This is a genomic window from Pseudomonadota bacterium, assembly GCA_039024915.1.
Classification (GTDB): domain Bacteria; phylum Pseudomonadota; class Alphaproteobacteria; order Rhizobiales; family MH13; genus MH13.
The window spans coordinates 357,344-378,407 of sequence record JBCCPK010000005.1 but is presented as its reverse complement, the minus strand read 5'-3'; the positions used below and the strand labels follow the sequence as shown (position 1 = coordinate 378,407).

Sequence of the window (21,064 nt, the reverse complement as noted above, 5' to 3'; positions counted from 1 at the left end):
ATCCTAAGTCCCTTTCGAAGAGGTGATGTAGACGGTCCTGGTAGGCCCTGGCCCTACCAGACCGGTGAGGCGATGTTCGACGTCTGCGATAGCAGCGGCGAGCTCGCGGTCGGACCGGTATTCGATTGTTCGATCGCCGTAAGAGACCGACTTCACGCCGCCGGCTCGGGCGGCGCGAAGAGCAGAAAGCTGAGTTTCAAGCTGCTGAACCGTTTCGGGCATCATCAGGACCCATCGTTCGCATACCAGCCACGCCAGTCGAGGAATGCAGCACCGAAGTCCACGCGAACTTTGATTTCGACACCATCAACCTCAAAGCCTGCCCGGCTTTCCGTTTGCGGACCCTCAGCACCCTGAAGATAGGCATACTCAAGGCCCTCAACCTGCGTTGGGTCTGCGACGAGGTACCAACGCTCGGCATCGGTCAGTCGGGGCTCGACAAGCACTTCGAGACGGCCCCCAAACGGGTTTACGTCATCGGTACGGGTGGGCGTCACGATGGTCACAAGCGATTCCGCCCTAGTCTCCAGCTCCGGCGGTACCAGCAGGTACTTCGGGGTCGCGGCTATGACGCGGCCGTTGATACCTTTTTGGCGACGCATGGCCAATCGAGCGCTCGAAATCGATGTAACCGTCATCTCGGATGCGCTTGCCGCCAGGTTTCCATGGTTGGCATGAAACAAGGCGTCGCCGTCATCCATGATCGGCCCAGATCCAGCGTTGCTGACCACCAAGTCGACCATGAATTGCGCTTCAAACTCGGTTGATGCTCGCCCTAACTGGCCAGCAACGTCGTTGAAGGCACCAAGATCGTCATTGATGATGGCTTGTCGGGTAAGTCCGATAATCGTGCCATAGGTCCCGATCGCGTAGCTTTCCTTCGCTTCCACGAAGCCGGAATACTTGTACTCGCCAGACTCGTTGACCTTTTCGAGCTTTGCGAGATCGGCGGCCTGAACATGGGTGCGTGCTCGGAAGTCGCGCATGGTTGTCTGCCGTGCCACGGTCCGCAGAACAGCGGGCGCCGCCGCATAAGCATCACGCAAAACCCGGTTTGCTGTGTCGGCAAAAATCGTCGGAAAATCAGATGTGGTGTGCAGGGCTCGCGTAATCACTTGGTGCGGTTGCATCCCGGTGATCGATACCCCGCTCCGGCTTAGGCAATCGCGCGCCATGTCCAGCGTCGTCATGCCGGCGTAGGGCCGCGCCGCTTCGGAAAGCTCGTGCCTGGGATTGGCGCGTGTTGCATAGAGGGCTTCAGCCATCCGCGCCGTGATCACCTGCGGATCATCATTGTTGGCCAATACCTGTAGGCGGGGCGTCAGTGGTTTCGTCGGTGCCTGGCGCTGGCTCAAGGCTTGCAAAGCTGCCGTGCGCGCCTCGTTTTCCGTTGCGCCGCGATCAATAAGACCGTTTGCCCAATCCGAGCCCAGGTCATGCACCGTGGCAAGCGAGCGGATCTCAGCGTTGACCGCCGTGCGGTCTGGGATCGGGGTGACAAGCGGCGGCGTTTCCGTGACGCTTGTTTCAGCCTCCGCTCGGTTGTTGGTCGGAGGTGCCTGCGTCGTCGCGACGCTGTCGTCGGCCCGGGTCATTTGCGGTCGGGCCACCGCTTCTTTGTTACGGCTCATGCCGCTTCCTTTCCTGATCGGACTTTGCCAGCGGGGTCGGCACCCACTGGAACAAGAGAAACCTCACGCAACTCCCATTTCGTGACAGTTCGGACCCGCACGCCCGTTCGCGGGTCGTCCTTGTCCTGCCACTGGAGAGCCACGTAGCCGACGGAAACGTTGCCGATAATTCCGGATCGAATGTCTTCCCAGATCGCTGTGTGACGCTGGGAAACCTGAACAGACACGAGGATCTTCCCGCGCTGTACGCGGGCCGAGAGCACGACGCCCAGAACGCGTTCCAAACCATCCTGCCGATGCGTATCGAGCAGCGGCATGCCATCAAGACGCGAAAGGTCGACGGCATCTTTGCTGACCACCAAGCGCTCGAGGTAGGGGCCATCAAAGTCCATTCGCGGAACATCGGCCCCAGCACTGGCGACCAGATCAACCGTGCGGTCATCGTCATTGGCGGTCGACGGACGGAACGCAGCCCGTACAATGGTTGCCGCAGCGTCCCGCGTGCGGTTTACTTCGTCATCATCACTGACCGGATCGGACGGCGCCACGGCTAGCTCAACTTGTGGCGCCAAGCCCAGCTCGAGTGACCTTGCCTGATCAGCAGCGCGCTCGCGATCAACGTCTTCGATGTCATATCCGCGCTCAGCAACCTTCTGAGCTCTGGAGGACAGACCAAGAGACAGCTCGGTCTCAACCGCCTTAAGGTCTTTTTGCGGATCAACCCACGGCCATGCTGGTGGTAGCCATTTCACCGCTTGTACCGCACTCCGATCCGTCAAATAGGACCGCGCCGTGATGGTTCCCTGCAGCACCTGCCACCGGATAAAGCGCGCCCAAACTGGCCGGCAAAAGAGAAATACCAGGACGTGGTGCTGAACCATCTCTAGGAAACGGCGGTATTCGAGTTGCGAAGCCCGCTCGCTTGAATAATTGGCTTGCGAGTAGTCACCCGTTGCAGCGGCGTAGGGAACGCCAACACCGGCCGCAATTAATCGGTAACTGGCCATCATGAGTTCATTTGCACCGCCCTGATCGGGTACGGCGGGAAGCTCAACGTCCTTCCCCTCTGGCAAGACAATAAGAGCGCCAGGCTCAAGGCCCGCGTTGAGCTCGGTCTGCGTTTGTGTACCGGTGTAGGGCGTCTCGCCGCGCGCATCACGGACAAAGCCAGCATGAAGTGCGGCCACCTTGGCGCGAACCAACATAGCATCAGCGAGCGCATCCAATTCTTTTGCTGCAAGCAGAACCGGCGCGAACCAAGAAATCCCGCGAAGCTGGCCGGGTACCAGCTGCCTAAAGCCGTGGATGATATCGCTGGCCGGGATACGAACGGGCGTGATCGACACCCCGGCCAACGCTACACCCTGGAGGTCAGGGCGTATCCAATAAGCACTCACGCGACCGTCGCGGTCGAGCTCAACGCCTTGGTGAATAATGGAAGTCGCTGTGTTGCGGGTATAGCTGCGATCGAGTTGGTCAGGATGTAGCCGACGCAATCGCGGTGTTTGATCCTCGCTGACAACAACGTTGAAAAGAAATTCGCCGTGGGTCACGAGATCGCGGACCGCATGCGCCTGAAGGCCATAGAAGTCGGATCGACCATCGGCATCTGCTTTATCGGTCCAAGCTTTGAAAGCGACCTGTAAGCGCTGCCTCGTCCGCTCTGTCGGATGCTCAGAACGCGGCACGATGCCGGCACCGACAAGGTTTGCCGTCAGGCTATCAATGATGCGAGAGCCGGTTGGCGTGTTCAGGGCGAAGTGGGTTGCCCGTGCACTGATCGTCGCGGCTTCGCGGTGCAGATCACCGACGCTGTTGATGCGCCGGTCATCAGCCCACCTTCGACCACCACCGGCCGCATCGAGCGACCTCTTCGATAACCCTAGTGCTTGTTTCAAGCGCTCAAGCATCTTCAGGGCCCTCGCCTTCGCCACGCAGGCCCTTCACAAGCGCATCAAGCATGATCGCTTTTGCATCTTCAGCCGTGGCTATCGATGGCCATCCCAGCTCTTTGAGAGCTGCGAATACCTCTTGTGCGATGATTGGGATGTAGATGACGGCAGCCGGCCTATTGTCGGTATTGAACAGGTGTCCAATCGCATCTTCTGCAAAGTGCATGCTCATCATCGGCTTCTCGCCATGACCGAACCGTACGGCGACTACAGTCGTCGGACGTTTGTCGGCGTTGGAGCCTCCACCACTCTCTTCTGATTGACACCAGTCGAGCCAATTTTCGAAGAAGAAATGGCCGTGTGAATCCGCAAACCAAATGGCATCGGCCGCCGGTATGCCCATGGTTGTAAGGTCGACGGCCATCCGGGCGACCATGATCTCCTTGGCGGTATACAGAGAGCGTTGGCCTTGTGCGGTGGCACCGTCCCTGACCTCCGCGTCCGCCATGAACCCATGGCGGTTGCGCCACGCCCTCCAAGTTACGGGCTTGATACCAGCAACGGCACAGAGAACAGACGCATCGTATTTTGAATGTTTTGCCATTGGGACGCTTATGACGGTGAATGTTCAGCTACCGATACAGACGTATCGCTCCGAAGTCAATCTTAGCGTTACGCCTGTATCGCAATAATTCACAACGCTGCTAAACTGGCTTTGAATTCCAAGGCTCATCGCACTTCAAAAATGCAACGAATTCATCAGTCGCAGGCCGCCAAAACTGGTCCGTGGATCTCGACTCGTTTCACAGGGACCTCGCGCTCAATGAGCGCAACGATGTCGGCAGCGCTCTCCGCTAAGTCCAAATATCGGAATGGATCGAGCCGGAGCGTGTCTTTGTGGACGACTGAACCGGGCACCTGACTCAAAAAACGGACAGCCGCAAAATGACAACGTTTGCTTGCACGTTCGTCGGCCATGCTGGGTTCCTCAGTAGACTGAGCGCTCTCAGTGAAGCGATAGGCCTGATCCAGACACGCGATAGCACCGCGTAGGGATGTTGGGTGAGAGAACGATAGCTGCAATCGTCTTGCATCCAACTTGTCGTAGATGTGCCTCTCGGCCGAATCCAACCACGCCAGATTGCATGATTTAGCAAGGCGAGCCTCGGATAAGCCGTCCAGGCAGTCCTCGAGCAGCAGGATCTCTTCCGCTATCGCGGCGCTTGGGCAGTTCGCATCCTCCGTCGGCAGATCGTCGGAAAGATCATGGGTCAAAGCGTCCGGGTTCACGTGGCAATTCATTGTTAGGCCTCCTTGTGCTATTGTCACAGGTGATTTTTGCACTTGTGAAATTATCACAACAAAGGTGACCTGTGAACCCTGCACAACTAAGGATGGCGAGAGGCGCGCTACGTCTCACCCTTGAAGCTCTCGCCAAAAAGGCTGGGGTGCATCGAAACACGATCTCAAACATTGAAACCGGGCGATACGCCGGCGACGCAGCCACAATGGGCGCACTGAGAAATGCGCTCGAAGAAGCAGGCATTCGTTTCATTGCGGAGAATGGTGGTGGGGCCGGAGTTCGGTTTTCCCAACCGGAAGGCAAAAGCGAATCAAGATCAATCACTTAGCTTTGCAAAGCTCTTTAAGATCATGATTCACTTGAATTTTTTCTTCAATTTCGCTATTGTTTCATTGCTAGACTGAGCTGGTGGTATGAGCCAGGGTAGGTCCTGCTTAAGGGGCGGGGTATCACCCCGCCCCTCGTCATCTGATGATCCCTTTGGGATCACGTCGATTGCATTCTTTTACCAATACATTTTCAAGCTGATTGAACGAGCGGTGATAGCGAAACTGTCTGGCGCGTGGTGTTGGCTTGTGCATTCGCAACAAGCCGTGCGCGTTGAAGTCACTAAGCTGAATAAAATAGCTTCCAACGGAGGATTTGAACCTCGGGTCTTCAATGATGCGGTCAATAGGGATGTTCTTTGTTGCGAGACCGGAATCCCAAACGCCGCGATCGCTTGGAATATAATTATGGACCCGCATGCGCCGAACCATGCGCGTGTATTGAAGCTCTTTTCCCTCATCGCAGATCAGGTAGGCGTAGCTATTCCAACTCTGCATCGTGCGGTTAACGCGGTTCAGCATTCGTTCAAACGCACGAAACTGATCATCATCATCGTTGCAGACGTTGATCATCCGAACACCGAATTTGGTCTTCATGTGCTCGACCACCTCAAAGTGCTTGTGAAAAATCTGCGAACGTATCCGACGAGACAGATGTCCAAGCACCCCGCGGGATCCGCGCCCGCTTAGAAACTCGGTTGCGTGGAGCTCCGCATATAAAGGGATTCGATGAGTATCCCGGAGGTGACCCCGCCACAGCTTTATGTAGGCGAAAGCTTCATTCCATTTGTCATGTGGAACAAGTAGCGCTGAAAAAACGTTTGTTGGGCGATCTGTGGAATCATCAATGTACAGGAAATACAAATCTCTGCTCAGCTCTTATCGGTCATCCACCGCGAGGGTACACGATTCCTTGTTCTTTGAGAGTTTGCTGGCGCTGAAGTTCTGTCGCTATCGGACGGAAGTCTGAGTTTCTTTCCGGAAATCTGTTCGCAAAGCAATCTCAAGTCTGCGCCATGCGCACGCAAGCCAGCTAGCGCTGCCATGGCGTACACGCGACAGTCTAAGGGCTCGTTTCTCACCCCCCGATCATGGATCCACTCAAGGCGCGCCACACCCTTGACGTACTTGCGCACCGCTCGCTCTGCGACCAGACCAGCGAACCAGTCATGATCTCTTGTGACTGGCACATGAACGACGCCCGGCCCGACACCTTCCTCCATCCTAAGGCGTCCCATGAGGGTGTGCTTTAAGTTGTCCACTCCAACGATATGGATTGGCGCAACCGACGCCCTGCGTGCTTTTGGAGGACGGCGCGGCCATGGCGGAACACCAGAGCCGCCGCGGCCCTTAATCGCCCACACACGTCGGTTGAGACGCGCAGCTGAGAACGACATCACCTCGCCTGTTCGGTGCCCTCCACTATCGATTGCCGTTGCGGCTATCGGCAATTCTGGCACATCTCGCAGGTGGCGGAACCGCCGTAACAGATGCCGGTCAAGCGCATCCCAAACACCAGGTTTTGAGGTATCGCCAGCGATAATCTGGTAGTCTAGTGACCAGCTTTCTTCGCCTATACCCCAACCCACGACCTCGAGTTCCAACCGATCATCCTGCACGTCCACGCCAGCCGTGATGAGCGCAACACCATCAGGCAGCAAATCGAACCAAGGCGTATCCGGCTCTTCTGCCCGCAATGCGATCGATTCCGCTGATAAAGGAGCTGTATCGCGATCCTCAAATGCTTCGCCTAGCTTGAGGTTGGTCCAAGTTTTCAGCCGCTCTGGATCTCGCTTAGATGCGAGGAAGTCAGCGGCAATCTCAGACCAAGGCTCAAAGGGACTGTAAAGCGCTGAAAGATGGAAACCCGCTGTTCGGCCATCACCCTCCGCCGTCGCGCGCCATTCGCCACGGCGCAGCATTTCAGGTTTGTCCCGTTCCTCAATGACGCAACCGTTCTGGCAAACGTAGTGGGCCTTTGAGGGCTGTCCTTCTGGCCATGCCACGCCCGACCATTTCAGCGTTTGGTGCGTTCCACATTGGGGACACGGGACATAGAAGCGCCTCTGATCACTCTCAAGGTAGGCTTTCTCAATACGGCTGACGCCTGCAATGGTTGGTGTCGAGATCATGAGGATCTTCCGCCTGCCGGCAAACGTAACGGTGCGCTGTATGGCCAAAGCCACAGGGTCGCCTTCGTCGCCGACGTCATGAGGGAAGGCATCCACCTCATCGAGCAGGAGATACCGCGCTGCCGTTGATCGAAGTCCTGTGGCAGAGTTGGCGCCGGTAAGAATCAAGGCACCCCCGGGAAACTCTTTCAGCGCAACAGTGTTTCCGCTGTCTCTCGATCGCGGCGGTGCAATCTTTCCGCTGATCGCTGGCGTATCTTCGATCAATGGATCAATGCGGGTTTTCGAGTTCCGCCGTACCATATCGATCGATGGCCAGACGCCGAGGATCAAGCCAGGCGCATGGTCGATCCAATAACCGATGGCGTTCAAACCAGCCTCGGTTGCGCCGATTTGGGCGCCTTTCATAAAAGCAATTCGCTCAATCCGCGAGCCGGTAGATGCCGCGTCCATGATTTCGCGAAGGTAGGGCACACGATCGGTTCGCCATGGCCTGGGTTCTGCATTTGATGCGGGGAGCAAACGATTGCGATCCGACCATTCAGACACGGTCATTTGTGGTTCTGGTCGAAGGCCTCGCAGCCTCGCCTCGCGCACCAGCTGCTCTGTCCGCAATGCGAGATCACTCATCGGTCACCACCTTCGACAGATTTGCGATCGACACCAGCTGTTCACGAACCAACCTGCCCAAGATGCCGACAACGGCAGCGAGTTCGGAATCCGTCTCGCGGGCAATCTCCGGTGCAACGCGGTTCACCCATCCTATCCATGCATCACGCTCGGTCCGCGCTTGAGCTTCGATCGCCAGCAAGGCCGCCTGGCGATCAATCAAGGTGCCTTCCAGCCGGTCCGCTTTAAGCTTTGCTATCTTCGCCTCTGCCTCGGCACGCTGCGACTTGTAGGGCATCTGATCGCCGGAGGATCCCAGTAGCCTCTTGCGGTTCGGATCGACGTTTTGAGCGTACCATTGCCTTCCGCGTTCAAGGCTGATCCGGCCATTTGGTTCGGTTGGAAGCCCATCAGCAATCATCTGTGAAACCCGTGTCGCTGAGATCCCCAACTGCTCGGCAAACCCGCGCTTAGAAAGGGTTTCGGCGGTTCCGCAGTCGATGCTTTCGTCAAAAAGTTTAGCGTCCATTTTCGCCCCCGCTAACAAACCGTAGGGGCGCGAATTACCCGCATGGCAGGCGTGCGGAAGGACCCAAAGTCCCTGATCATGGTAGCCGCCTCGCTGCGTCCATCAGCTCATAGACAAGCTCGGACTTCTCTTCGTGAAATGCTTCCGGGTTCGAATGGCTTGGGCGAAGCCGTGCCAAACGGTCAGCGATGGCAATGAGTGATTGCTTGAGCGCGCAGGCGTCGGCCCTGGTTACCCGAGACAACGCTCGTTGCCGTTCGGGTAGCGGTAAAACGGTCGATGAAGTTCTCATCTCGAAGCCACCGCGATTGCCTGGTTGTGAGGCTGCTCTTGGATGAGGCGCAAAGCCAAGGCACATCCTTCACCAGACTTATGGCGCTCAGCGTCGTAAGCACTTTGTTGGTCCTGTGTCGGCAGCATTGCGAAAGCCTCATAAGCGCCAGCTATGCGCTGAAGGTAAGCATCGACGCGCTTCAGGGCTTGATTGCTTGCTTGCTGTTCCCGCCTGATCGAGAGACCTCCATCGACAGGAAGAAGGAAGTGACCTTGGGCTTGGCGTATGCGGGGTCGCGCCCGTTTCTCCACATTCGTGGGCTTGGGTTCTTTCTTTGGGTTAGTTCTCTGGGTTTGTCGGACATTTTTGTCCGGTTGTTTCGGACATTCTTGTCCGGTTGTACCGGTCAATTTTGTCCGGTCAGTACGAGCTGGTTTGCTGCTAAACTTCGCTTCCCAGTCCGCCTTCAGAGACGCGAAAACATCCCATTGCGGGATATATCTAGCGGTCCCAGATCGCCCTCCATGGCTGACTTTCAAGATCAGCTTCAGGCTGTGGAGCTTCGCCGTGGCGCGGCGGACCGTCTTGTCCGGCAGATCCAAGAGCTTTGACAGCCGCGCGATACTGGGATTGCACCGACCGTCTTTCCGGTTGAAGTGCTCAATGATTGCAATGCCGACCCGCTTGTCAGCAGCACTCAGTTCGGGGTGCAAGCCAAGCATCATGTGCGCAGCAAGGGTGTTGATTTCCGAAAGCATTACGCCACCCCACACCCAGCGAGAATGGGCGTAGCGCGGACATTCTGCGGACAAGAATAGCCTCGCGTCCGCTGGAAAGCATCCAAGTTATTGAAATCATTGGCGCACCCGACAGGATTCGAACCTGTGACCTCTGCCTTCGGAGGGCAGCGCTCTATCCAGCTGAGCTACGGGTGCGAGCCAAGGTGGTGTAGCGGAGTTAAGGTTGCCGTTCAATGGCGTATCAGCGGCCAACCTGCGCGATCTGAACCGTTGTGAGGTCCGTCCGACGACCGCTGCTTGCAGCGGGCAATTGACGGCCTTTGGCAGCCGCGCCACCATTGTTTCGGTTGTGATTCTCTTTGAAAGCACCTTGCGGGCCCGGCCGCATCGTAAGCGCTCTCACACAGACAGCTTTGGTGATGAATAAACCCGACACCTGCCCCGCTCACGCCAACACGCCAGTCGGGGAAACGGCCCGCACCATGCGCAGTGAAGATTTTCCTTTGCCTGCGTCCAGCGGGACTGCGCCCTGCGGATTGACCTTTTACCGCATCCATAGCGATGCGCCTGAAATCCGACCTGCACGGGCGCCGCGTCTCTGGATGGACAACACGCCCGACCGCTTTGCGTATCGGTGCTTGCCGCTGTCGATCGCCAACGCCACCGGTTGGGAAGTATCGGTGCCCGTAGGGCTGCGCGTCAGTTGGAACGGCGGTGATAAAATCGACGATATGCGCGTCGAAGCGCTGAAACCGGAGGAGCAGCCGCGCGTTGATCGGCTCGCAGGGTCACATTTTGGGTCCGGTGTTCTGACCTTCCATACGGGCTATGTTATGCGGACGTCAGAAGGTTGGGGTTTGTGGGCGCGAGGCGCGCCAAACACCTTGAAAGATGGTATCGCGGCGCTCGACGGGCTCATCGAAACCGATTGGCTACCGTTTCCTTTCACGATGAACTGGAAATTCACGCGGCCCGGAATCGTCACCTTTAACGAGGGCGACGTCTACTGTTTCGTGACCCCTACGCCGCATCACGCGCTTGAGGCCATCGAGCCAACGATGGTGCCTCTCGACAGCGATCCGCATTTGCGCGCGGAATACGAGGGCTGGTCCGAAGCGCGGGCCGATTTCAATGCCAAGCTGCACGCTCGGGAACCGGAAGCCATGAAACAGGGCTGGCAGCGCAACTACATGCACGGCCGCATGCTTGATGGCGCGCCCGCGCCGGTCAAGCATGCAACCAAACGCAAGCTGAAGGCGCCCAAGAGCCTGTAAAGGTTGCAAACGCCCAACGAGAAAACCCGCCTCCTGCTGGGGAGGCGGGTTTTGCTGTCAGATGGACACGTTCTTATCGGGTCAAGCGCAAACGTCGGATATCGGCAGCGATATCGTTGAAGCTTTCAACAAGTGCGTCGGCGTCGCTTGGCTCGAAGTACATGTCCGCCTCGGTCGCGCAATTGCGGTAGAGATTGCGCAGGCTGGCTGGAATGCCACCACCAGGATCGAACATCACCGTGTACACAATGATCTCACGACCATTGGCCTTCACCGAGTTGCAGACTTCGCGCAACTTGCTGTCAAGCCGGTTGATGGCTGCCAATCGCGTGCCGCCCAGACGTCCTCGACCCAGATAGCCATACGCTCCAAAATCGGCCTCGTTGTAATCATTGTCCTGAGGCTGAACGTCGTTGATGCCATCGGTCATCAAGATGATGATCTTGCGACTGTTGTCGGGGTCGTAGGGAAGACCCTGGGTGAACGGAACTGCGGGTGACAGAACGCGCCAACCCCAAGCCATCCCAAACGCGGCATTGGTTCCGGCGGCACCCTTTGCCTCAAGGGCAGCAATGCCCGCATTGAGTGGCCCTATGTCACCGGTCAGAGCGACGATCGGGTTGGGACAGGCCGCGTTTGGACCCTGTTCGATAAACGAGCCATAGTCGGAATCAAGCGCCTCGTCGCGATACTTCCAAACCCAAGCCTGGTGACGACCATCCTCGCGATCGTTGGCGTTTGGCCAGCTCAGCCAGTTCGGCAAGTTGGTCTGCAGGTAGTCGTTACGCGAGTGCGCAAGCGGGTTTGTCTGACCGCCAGCATCATCGCGCTCATCCGGCCACAGGTAAGGCACCCAGCGGCTATCGGGGTTGGCGCCTGGTGGCGTGTCGCGGGTGTCGAATGGTTCCGGCCGTGCTTCAACACACCCCTCCCATGCTTCGCCCATCGCGTTGAAAAGATCGAAGTGGTTCACCTGGTTCGGTGTCTGCCCATTGCATTCGGGATCACCCCAAGCCGGTCGGGGGTCGCCCGGACGCGGCCCATTACCATAGGGCCAGCGACCAACAGCGTGGGCCTGTCCAACACCGATCAATTCACCGACGATCTCGCCAACCATCTGCGAGCGGTCGATCACCATGTCGAGGACGGACGCGTTGGACGATGCAACCGTTTCATCGTGCTGCGCGGTCAATACCTCGCCTTCAACCGGCGCACCCATGTAACCCCAATCCGAACTTGGCGGAGGTGGCGGTGGCGGAGGAGGAGGTGGTGGTGACGGCGGCGGGGGTGGCGGTGGCGGTGGCCCCGGCGGCGGCGGAGGTGGTGGTGGCGACGGCGGGCCTGGCGGCGGCGGCGGGGGTGGCGGCGGCCCCGGCGGAGGGGGCGGCGGCCTGCAGCCTGCGTTCCAAGTCCGGCCTTCAAAGTTCTCGCCGTGATGGCGCGCGTTCCCGGCGGTGTCCATCCAGCTAAGCTGCGTCGGGCCGTTACCGATGTTGACCGTATAGCGGTAGGGCACCAACGCAATGCGGGCATCGTCGATGCGGTTCCGACCGTCAAAGATGATATCGACGAAGTCATTTGCTGCTGTTCGCAACGCACCAATGTTCGGGCGCATCGACCCCGTAACGTCAAGAACAAGCGCAATATCGGTGAAGATCGAGTTGTTGACCGCTTCGGACGTGACGGCCCAATTCAGCTTATCAATGCCAATAATCGGCAAGACGGTCGTATCCGTCTCGCCGTTGACATCCACCCGTACGCCGGAGCGGTCTGCGTTGATCGTCAATGTGAAAGGGATACCCCGCAGGTCCGTGGGCAAGTTGGCATCGAGATAGTCACGGACAACTTGGTTGACCTGTGCATCCGACAAACGCAGCGATCGCACCGCCGCGAGAGCGGCAGAATCCGCTGCGGCGAGTGTGGTTGATCGATCCTGGCTGACGCGGGTGTAATCGACAGCGGAGCCAGCAAGGCCGACGATGGGGATCATCGCAAGACCAAAGATCACGGCAACTGCGCCGGAGCGATCGCCAGCCATCCGGTCGATAGCGCGCCGTGTCACGCCAATGGCGGCGCTCGAAAGTGCGGTGGTGGATTCGTAGAGACGACGAAGAACGGTCATGGTTCGGTGCCTTGTGCGTGGCCCCGCGTGGGGACAATCAGCTCGGCACACTGAACCGGAAAACTTATAAAATCTTATCGATTGGGATCACGAATTGTCCGTTACGTTAGGAGAGCGTTAGTAACGGTCAATGCGAAAGCCGATTCCTCAGAATTTCCAGTGCGTTACGCGACGACAGCGCTCGGTGGAATAGGCGGTTTGTGTCATACAAAAAACGCCGACACGGGCGTGTCGGCGTTCGTAACTTCAAGCTGAATGCCCTCAATCGTTAAACGGCGCTCGAAATCCAGTTGGAAAGATCTGTCTTCGATCCGGCCCCAACCTTTTGAGCAACAGGTTGACCACCCTTGAAGGCGACAAGCGTTGGCATCGACATGATCCGAAGTGCTTGAGCGGTCTGTTGATTGGTGTCGACGTCGACTTTCGCAATCTTTACCTTGTCGCCCATCTCCTCGGCAATTGCCTCCAGATGCGGGGCGATCATCTTACAGGGGCCGCACCATTCGGCCCAGAAATCAACAATAACGGGTACGTCGGACTGCAGCACTTCTGCTTCGAAGGTTGCATCGGTAACGGTAACGGTGGCCATGCCAGTTCTCCAAGAACGGCGCGCAACAAGCTTCTACGCACGGGCGCGCCAGGGTTTCGTCAGTTGACGCGAAAGTAGGAATGGCAGCGAGAGCCGTCAAGCAAAGTCGGGCGCTTTCCCCACCCCCTCACGCAGCTGTGTTTGGTGCCTGAAGTTTGAGTGCCTGAAAAGCTGACCGCAGCAAATGGTTCGGTAGCCAGTCGATCCGCGGCGCTGCTGTCCAAAGCAGTCCGCATTGCACCGATCTATCTGGATAGAGGCCAGACAGCAGAGCGGCGTACACGGCCATTTGAGCCACGTAATCAGGCGCCGCATCCCCAAGCTGATCCGCCGGAGGCACGTTTGCGTTGGTTTTAAAGTCCACAGCCAAGACACGATCGGGCACAATCACCAGCCGATCGATAGATCCGGAAATCGTGCGGATTGCGCCTTCGGCATCGCGAAGCTGCCCGCGCAACGGAACCTCGCTGCGTGCAACGGCGGTGGTTCCGGTCGGATACAATTGGGACGCATCCGGCATGGCACGCACACCAAGGGCTTGAGCCAACGCTTCACCCACCCGCGCCTCGCTTAGGGCCGCAGACCCATCGATTTGGTCCCCTGAAAGTGTTTCTGCCAGGGATCGGGCACGCCCTCTTGTGGGTAATGATGAGCTTTCCAGCAAACTGTGAACAAGAGTTCCGAAGGCCAGCGCATCGCCCCATCTCGCGGGTTCGACGCGCGAAATGGTGGTGATGTGACGGTCGGCTTCATTGGTCGTCAGCCACGCATCCGCACCCGTCTGTGCGTCGCGCCGTGCAGACGACGGGCGCAGCGGCGCACTTGGATTGAGGGGTTGGAATGGCGCATCCATCTCCGCGCGCAGCGCCGCCATCTTTTTTTTGTCGGGCAGACGCGCGACAGCGGACTTTTCCGACGCCACGGGTATCAAGCGCAGCGCTTCATCAAGGGTTGTCGTCTCTGCCGGCCAGGGCGATGCGCGCCATAACCTGATCGAACCGTCCTTACCCTCGATCAACGGGCCGACATCGCGCGCATCCTCGCCGAGAGCACGGTCCACCAGCGCATACCAACTTTCGAGCGGCGGCTCCGTGTTTCCTTTCTTGCCGCTCAAGTGCCCAGTGACGATCAGTTGGTCGCGAGCACGGGTCATGGCCACGTAAAGGAGACGCCGGTACTCTTGCATCTGCAGCAGCGATAGGCGGGCCTTGTCGTCTGCATACGCCAAACCCGCAGCACCGCCGCTAAGCGCAAGTATCGGGGGCGACTTGCGGTTGTTGCCAGCCGATGCCGGTTCCTCGTCGAACCTGACAACACCAGTCGGCGCCTTGGGCAAGGTGCACGTATCAACAAGATACACGCACTTTGCCTCCAGCCCCTTCGAGCCATGCACCGTCATGATGCGCACGGAGCGTCCTTGGGCTTCCATGTCTCGCTTGATGGTGATCTCCGACCGGGCGAGGTCATCTGTGAAGGACTGAAGACTGGCGAGCCCAGTTCCTGCGCGCGCCTCTTGGGATCGTGCCAACCGAAGAACCTCTTCGAGGGGGTCGCGAGCGTCTTCACCGAGCCGCCGCATGAAGGCTCGCATACCACCGTCTCGGCCCAGGACAAGGCTGAGAAAAGCGAATGGTGTGGCCTGGTCGGCCATCGCGCGCCAGCGCGCGAATCGTTCGGCCGCCTCCCGGATATTTGGATCGTCGCTGGGTCCGTTCAGCGCATCAATGACGAAGCCGGTTCGCTCGGCGCACAAGGCTTCTAGATGCTTGTCGTCAAGCCCAAGCAAGGGGCTCTTCAGCAGCGTCGCGAGCGTCAGATCATCCTCAGGCAGGAGTACCGCGCGCATGAGCGCTATGACATCTTCAACGGCAATGTGGTCGGTCAAGGTCAGACGATCGGCACCTGCAACCGGGATGCCCACACGTTTCAGAGCGCGGTTGAGGGTGTCGAGCATATCGCCGCGACGGCGTAGCAGGATCAGGACGTCAGACGGCTCGGCACCGGCCGAAATTTGCTCTTTGATGCGGCTCGCGATTGCGTGTGCAAGCAATTGGTTGGGCGGATCGGGAAGGTCGAGCGGTTGCGTCCAGTCCTCAGGCTCATCGCTGTCGGTACCCACAATAACCGGCCAGAGTTCCACCAGTCCGGGATCATGCCGGTTGGCCTCATGGATAAGCTGATCAGCTCCGCCGACCCCGTCGCGGGCGTCTGACTGTTCGAAAACACAATCGACAGCTCCGAGAATATCGGGCGACGACCGGTAGGACCTGCGCAGCGGCACCCGGTCGTGAAAAGCTGCACCCGTCGCGGCAGCTTTGCGCTCAAGCGCGCGGCGCGTCCCGTCAAAATGCCGGGGGTCCGCCCCCTGAAACGAGAAGATGGACTGTTTTTCATCGCCGACGGCAAAGAAGGTCGGCGGCATGCCCTGCCGAGCGCCTTCGCCCGCGAAAAACTCGTCAGCAAGCGCATTGATGATGGACCATTGCTGGGGCGAGGTATCTTGAGCTTCATCGACCAATATGTGGTCGATACGCTGGTCCATCTTGTACCGCACCCAGTCGCGCGCTTCAGAACGCTTCAACAAACCGACCGTTCGCGCAATCAGGTCATCAAAATCCAGCGCGCCCGCGCGTACCTTGAGCGCTTCGAAAGCCGCTAATGCCTCCAGGGCAAGCGTCATGAGCTCGGCATACCCCTTCTGCGCAAACAAAGCCGACGCGCGCTGCTGCTCGCGCTCCAACCGCTCAAGAACGTCGGGGAAGCGTGCTTGCAAATCCTTACCGAAATACTTGCCGAATTTGCGGGCCTCACCGTTCTTCTTGAACAAGGCTGCCTGGTAAGCCGATAGCCGGCCAGCAGCACCCTGTGAGTGCCTCGCGTCATGCAAGTGAGCCGCGTTTTTGCGATCGGTATCTGTTCCACCGACCTCCGCAAACTCAAAGAGCGCTTCGACGTAGTTTTCTGGCAAATGCGGTGAGGCGTTGAGCGGCGCTTCAAGCGGCATTCCTCCGATGTCGGCGTCTGATAGAGCCACATGTGCGCCATGGGCATTGAGCAGAAATTCTAGCCTTTGGTCCTTTGTCTCCAGCCTTTGGCCCTTGGTCTGCAGACTGGCCTCATCAAATGCTCGCAGGAGCGCGTGACGCTCGGCCAAAACAGCGTCGAGCTGCTCCTCAAGGGTGGTTTCGGCGCGGGTTTCCAAAGCCGCTTCAAACGCAGCGGTCAGCGCGGGGTCGGTACCGCGCGCCGCACGCATAATCACAGCGTCGCGCGCCTGCGCTTTCAACTCGTCCGCGTCGCGGTCATCAAGAACGGTAAAAGACGCTGAGACATCAGCTTCAAGCGGAAACTGGTGCAGCAGACTTTCACAGAATGCGTGGATCGTCTGGATTTTCAAACCGCCCGGCGTTTCTAAAGCGCGTGCGAAAAGCGTGCGTGCGCTCCGCAAATCGGTGTTCGAGAGCCTCTTTTGTAACGGGTCCAAGGCGGCAAGTTCGGCTGCCAGCGCCTTATCATCAAGCCGGGTCCAGGCTGCCAGTGCGTCGAACACGCGCTTTGCCATTTCAGCAGCGGCGGCCTTTGTGAAGGTCAGGCACAAGATGTTGGATGGATCGTTACCCGCCAGTAACAGGCGCAGCACGCGGGTCGTCAGAACGGTGGTCTTGCCTGAACCGGCGTTTGCGCTCACCCAGGCGGATGCACGGGGGTCCGATGCGCGAGCCTGGTAAAGCGCGCTCGGGTCGCGGGAGGCGTGCGGGAGCTCGTGGTTTGCAACGTCGGTCATCGCCGCCCTGCCCCATCCATCTCAACGTCCACCGACACTTGCCAGGCCTTGGCGCGGGACAGGTGATGATAGTCGCCCTCAAAGCGCGTGGTCATCGGGCGAACCAGGGGCCTGAACGGCGCGCCCAGCAAGAACGATGACCACAGTGCCTCCAGTTGTTCCAGCGCGTAAGCAGGTCGCAGCCGGTCCGCGTCAAACGCCCTCGGCTTCAGAGCCTCTTTGGCTTTGCCCAGAAGCAAGTAGCGCCCAACCGCGACCGGCGGTGAGGCCAGCTGCTCGAAACCACCGGCTTGAAGCATCGCTGCCGACAGCGGCAATTGGGGCGCCAGCCCGGCATCAACCTGCTTTTCGCTCGGTGCATCACCGGTCTTGAAGTCGGTCAGTACCGCGCTGCCGTCATGGTGCAGGTCGATCCGGTCGGCCCGACCGCTCAGGACACAGTCGTGGCCCACGAACGCCAGTTCCATTCGCCCTGACACCTCCGCAAACCGGCGGGCAATGTCCGGCTGTTCGGTTTCTTCATGATCAAGATAAGCGCGCTCCATCAGGGCCAAGCGACGCTGCCAAAAGGCTGCAATGGCTGGAAACGCCTGAACCTGCTCAAGCAGCGAGCGCGCGTGCCTTTCGTAAGCCTGCGGCCATGCACTGACGGGCAGACGATCCAGATCGTGGGCCAGTCGTTGCAGGAGAGCATGGACAATTTCGCCGCGTTCGCGACCGCCTGGGGGCTCAGCAAGACCTGGCGCAGATTCCAGTCGCAAAACGCGTTTGGCAAAGATCGCGTACGGGTCCCGGATCAGTGTTTCAACGTCGGTGATCGACAGACGCGTCGGCGGTTTATTGGGGCGCGGTGCGGGGCGCTCCTCGGGCTGAAAACCGTCGGCGTCGTCCCATCGGCTTGCCATCTCCAGCAGCGGCGCTGCTTCGGCGCGCAATGTCTCGTTGGCAGCTTCTGGCAGGTACGCCAGCAACCGTTGAAGCCAGCGTGATGCAACGGTCGGTGCTCCATCCACCTTAAGGGCACGGGTTAACGTGACTTCGGGCGTTCCCAGCGCCTGCTCGAAATCGTGGGCCGACAGCCCGATGCGGCGTTCGGGAAGCGCTAGCTCCATCCCTGCCATCATGGCACGGGAGACAAACGGGTTCGCACGCGGAAGGCTCGGCCAATTGTTCTCATTCAGACCGCCGAGGATGATGTGGTCCACCGGCTGTAAACGCGCCTCAAGCGGCCCCCAGATAACCGCGAGGGCACTTCCGATACCACGTGGCCGCACCGTGCGCTCGTCCAGCAACGCTTCAAAGACGGCGCTCGCCTCGTAGGGATCAAGCGCGAGCGCGATGTCTTCCGTCTCAGCCAATGCCAGGTGATGATCGGCGAGCGCTTCTCCCGCTGGTCCATAGTACAGTGGGTTAGGCGCTTCAGGGTCAGGGCCTTCACACAGGCTCTCACAGCAAGCAAACAGTGCCCTGCCAAACACAGCGATGTTGATTGGTGAGCCGGCTTCAACAGAGGTGGCGAGCGGCGCAAACGCCTCCTCGAGACGCTTCAACAGGTTCAGCGCTCGTCTATCATCCTGCGGATCCGTGCGCTTACGAAGCGATGGGATATGATGTTTGCCGTCATCCTGTGCCTCCGATCGTTCGGCGGCGCGCTGCGCGATCACCTGCCGGATGGCATCCAAACCGGGCGGCAGGGCCGGGCCGCGCAGCGCCAGGCGCTCCAGCAAGCGGGCATCAGCACGGGTTTGCGACCGTTCCTGCCCCAGCGAACACAAAGGATGCTTGAGCAACGCCAGCAATGGAACCGCTGCAAATCCGCTGCTGAGCGCCTCAGCTGCGGCCAGCATCAGTCGGCTTGGCATGGTTTCGCGAAGCGGAGTTCCGGCGGAATCGTCAGCTGTCATGCCGAAGCGCTGCAGATCGTATTGAACGCGTAAGGCCAAATCCCGGTCGGGTGTTACCAGGGCAACCCTTTGCCCCTGCGTCACGCTCGCCTTCATCTGCATCGCGATCGCAAGGCTTTCCACCCCTTCAGTGGGCGCTTCGATAAATTGGACGCCATTGATCGCAGCGGCAGCCGGTTCTGCGGATGGCCGATCGTCTGACCATGTGTGGGTGGCCGACGCAGGAAGCAGCGCATGCGAGACGGTTGCCCGCCGAGCCATTGGGGCTGGACCGAGCTGCACAACTTCATCTGCGCGCGCGCGCATTGTTTTGAGCAACCGCGCGAGGCCATGCTGTGGATGGCTGGCGCATGCCGGTCCGTCATCGGCCAATTGTCGGAACAGCTCGTCGCTTAAAGATAGGTCTAGCCCGGGCAACACAACGGCACCTCCGGGCGCACGCGCGATCGCCGCCAAAAACCTGGCTGTAGCCGGAATTGACCCGGTCGAACCAGCTGCGATCACCGGCGCGTCTGGTGGATGACCAATGAGGTGATGTGTTCGCGCATCGAGGATCAGGCGCCGGTGTGTCGCGGCATCAACAGCACCCTCCTCGGCAAGCAGAGCCGGCCAGTTCTGCGTGACCACCGTCAACAAGGTCGAGGTGACCTGCCAGTAGGCAGCATGGTCCTCCGGAACAAGATCAAACAGTTTCTGCCAGTCGCTTTCCTCGGTCGCCACCTGATCGATTAAGGCCGCCAATGCCCTAGCTAAATGGGTGCTTTCGACGCTTGACTGAGGGAAAACCGGGTAGTCGGCAACCGAAGCGTTGCGCATCGCGCCCGCGAGCGCTGCACCAGCTTTATCGATCATGCGCGTCAGGAGCAGCCTGCGGCGGAGCGTCGACATCGCGCGGGGGGTTGCGCCCTGTGGGACGGTAATGGGATCGCGTTGAGGCTCATCGCTGAGGTCGGTGAACTGCTCATCTTCATCCATATCGGCAAGGGTGCGAATACGTGGCAGCAGCGCAGTTCCACCCATTTCGGCCGTAAGGGTTTCGGCGAACGCACGGGCTGCCCGGCGCGTGGGCAAGTAAAAGATGGTATCGAGCTGCGTTAGCGGATCGCTGCGCGGGTCCGCTCCGTCCTGTGACAGATCGCCGGACAGCCAACTCTTGGCCAATTGGCGCAAAAAAGGCGTGCTGGGAGCGATTGTGAAGAGACTGGGCGCCACATCATCCATAGCTGCAGGGTGGCGGGCGACGTTACCAGTGTCCAGCCTTCGCGAGCGCCAGTTCAGCTGTTTCAATGGCTTCGGCTGTTCCAACGGTCAGCCATAAGCCTTCAAGAAGCAGGCCGAAAAGCCGCTTCCGTTCGAGGGCGCGGTCGAACAGCAGGTTGAGAGAGAACGCCGTATCCGGCGTGCCCTCGAACAGATCGGCGCGCATGATGGCCGTTCCGGTGTAGTTGTAGGGCGCGGGAGCCTCCGACCGGCGTCTCAGCAGCCCTTCATCATCCATCGTAAAATCGCCGGGGTGCCCGCCTAATCCGATGGATTGCTCGCGCCGGGAGAGCAGGAGCAGAAGGTCCATGCGTGTGGGATCGTAGGTGTCATGGAGCCGCCGCAAAGCGGTTGCGTCTCCGACCCAGAAGCTATCGGCGTTGGTGGTAAAAAAGACATCGCCATGCTTCCGCAAAAGGGGCAGCGCTCGCTTGACGCCGCCGCCGGTCTCAAGGCGTTCGCTGATTTCGGTAGAGATCGCCACGGTCGGGGGCGCGGGACGCCGCGCAATGTGTTCTTCAATCTGGTCAGGCAGATGATGGGTGTTGATGACCGCTCGCGTTACGCCAGCATCCGCAAACGTATCAAGCACACGGTCAAGCATGGTCTGGTTACCCACGCGAACCAAAGGCTTCGGGATTGTGTCGGTTAAAGGGCGCATGCGGGTTCCCAAACCCGCTGCAAGAACCATCACA

At 59.2% G+C, this 21,064-nt stretch carries 16 protein-coding genes and 1 tRNA gene; 2 read left to right on the top strand and 15 right to left on the bottom strand.

Features of this window, described 5'->3' with window-relative positions:
- Positions 1-3: 3 nt before the first annotated feature.
- The 5 genes from AAF739_12300 to AAF739_12280 form a co-directional block, all read right to left on the bottom strand.
- Positions 4-225, bottom strand: coding sequence for a hypothetical protein (locus AAF739_12300; protein MEM6383449.1), 222 nt, complete (start codon positions 223-225; stop codon positions 4-6).
- Positions 225-1,631, bottom strand: a complete 1,407-nt coding sequence (locus AAF739_12295) for a prohead protease/major capsid protein fusion protein (GenBank protein ID MEM6383448.1) — start codon at positions 1,629-1,631, stop codon at positions 225-227. Before AAF739_12295 ends, AAF739_12300 begins: the two co-directional genes overlap by 1 nt.
- A complete protein-coding gene (locus tag AAF739_12290; GenBank protein ID MEM6383447.1) occupies positions 1,628-3,541 on the bottom strand; it encodes a phage portal protein in 1,914 nt (637 codons plus the stop codon). Before AAF739_12290 ends, AAF739_12295 begins: the two co-directional genes overlap by 4 nt.
- Positions 3,534-4,127 (bottom strand): hypothetical protein, encoded by a 594-nt coding sequence (locus AAF739_12285; protein ID MEM6383446.1) that lies wholly within the window; start codon positions 4,125-4,127, stop codon positions 3,534-3,536. Before AAF739_12285 ends, AAF739_12290 begins: the two co-directional genes overlap by 8 nt.
- 155 nt (positions 4,128-4,282) lie before the next feature.
- Positions 4,283-4,825 carry a hypothetical protein gene (locus AAF739_12280; protein ID MEM6383445.1) on the bottom strand — a complete coding sequence of 181 codons (543 nt, stop codon included), beginning with the start codon at positions 4,823-4,825 and terminating at the stop codon, positions 4,283-4,285.
- A 92-nt stretch (positions 4,826-4,917) separates the two neighbouring features.
- On the opposite strand from AAF739_12280, the gene AAF739_12275 reads away from it, so the two are divergent.
- Positions 4,918-5,154 carry a helix-turn-helix transcriptional regulator gene (locus tag AAF739_12275; GenBank protein ID MEM6383444.1) on the top strand — a complete coding sequence of 79 codons (237 nt, stop codon included), beginning with the start codon at positions 4,918-4,920 and terminating at the stop codon, positions 5,152-5,154.
- A gap of 136 nt (positions 5,155-5,290) precedes the next feature.
- Here the strand turns inward: AAF739_12275 and AAF739_12270 are convergent, their stop codons facing one another.
- The 5 genes from AAF739_12270 to AAF739_12250 all read right to left on the bottom strand — a co-directional run bounded on the left by AAF739_12270 (position 5,291) and on the right by AAF739_12250 (position 9,631).
- Positions 5,291-6,016, bottom strand: coding sequence for a DUF3800 domain-containing protein (locus tag AAF739_12270; protein ID MEM6383443.1), 726 nt, complete (start codon positions 6,014-6,016; stop codon positions 5,291-5,293).
- An 8-nt stretch (positions 6,017-6,024) separates the two neighbouring features.
- A complete protein-coding gene (locus AAF739_12265) occupies positions 6,025-7,914 on the bottom strand; it encodes a phage terminase large subunit family protein (GenBank protein ID MEM6383442.1) in 1,890 nt (629 codons plus the stop codon).
- The gene (locus tag AAF739_12260) at positions 7,907-8,422 is read right to left on the bottom strand and encodes a hypothetical protein (protein MEM6383441.1); all 516 of its coding nucleotides are present in this window, start codon (positions 8,420-8,422) and stop codon (positions 7,907-7,909) included. Before AAF739_12260 ends, AAF739_12265 begins: the two co-directional genes overlap by 8 nt.
- Before the next feature lie 288 nt (positions 8,423-8,710).
- Positions 8,711-9,454 (bottom strand): helix-turn-helix domain-containing protein, encoded by a 744-nt coding sequence (locus AAF739_12255; protein ID MEM6383440.1) that lies wholly within the window; start codon positions 9,452-9,454, stop codon positions 8,711-8,713.
- Positions 9,455-9,554: 100 nt separating this feature from the next.
- A tRNA-Arg gene (locus AAF739_12250) sits at positions 9,555-9,631 on the bottom strand.
- A gap of 224 nt (positions 9,632-9,855) precedes the next feature.
- Here AAF739_12250 and AAF739_12245 point away from each other — a divergent pair.
- On the top strand, positions 9,856-10,710 hold the full coding sequence (locus AAF739_12245) for a DUF6065 family protein (GenBank protein ID MEM6383439.1): 855 nt from the start codon (positions 9,856-9,858) through the stop codon (positions 10,708-10,710).
- 73 nt (positions 10,711-10,783) lie between these two features.
- Here the strand turns inward: AAF739_12245 and AAF739_12240 are convergent, their stop codons facing one another.
- From AAF739_12240 to AAF739_12220, 5 genes are all read right to left on the bottom strand, one after another.
- Positions 10,784-12,832, bottom strand: coding sequence for a pilus assembly protein (locus AAF739_12240; GenBank protein ID MEM6383438.1), 2,049 nt, complete (start codon positions 12,830-12,832; stop codon positions 10,784-10,786).
- Between the two features lie 268 nt (positions 12,833-13,100).
- Positions 13,101-13,421 carry a thioredoxin gene (gene trxA / locus AAF739_12235; GenBank protein MEM6383437.1) on the bottom strand — a complete coding sequence of 107 codons (321 nt, stop codon included), beginning with the start codon at positions 13,419-13,421 and terminating at the stop codon, positions 13,101-13,103.
- 127 nt (positions 13,422-13,548) lie between these two features.
- Entirely contained in the window at positions 13,549-17,205 is a 3,657-nt protein-coding gene (addA, locus tag AAF739_12230; protein MEM6383436.1) for a double-strand break repair helicase AddA, read from the bottom strand.
- Positions 17,202-20,321: a double-strand break repair protein AddB gene (gene addB / locus AAF739_12225; GenBank protein MEM6383435.1), complete on the bottom strand. Its 3,120-nt coding sequence runs from the start codon at positions 20,319-20,321 to the stop codon at positions 17,202-17,204. The genes addA and addB overlap by 4 nt, the downstream gene beginning before the upstream one ends.
- A 31-nt stretch (positions 20,322-20,352) precedes the next feature.
- Positions 20,353-21,060, bottom strand: a complete 708-nt coding sequence (locus AAF739_12220; protein ID MEM6383434.1) for a nucleotidyltransferase family protein — start codon at positions 21,058-21,060, stop codon at positions 20,353-20,355.
- Positions 21,061-21,064: the final 4 nt, after the last annotated feature.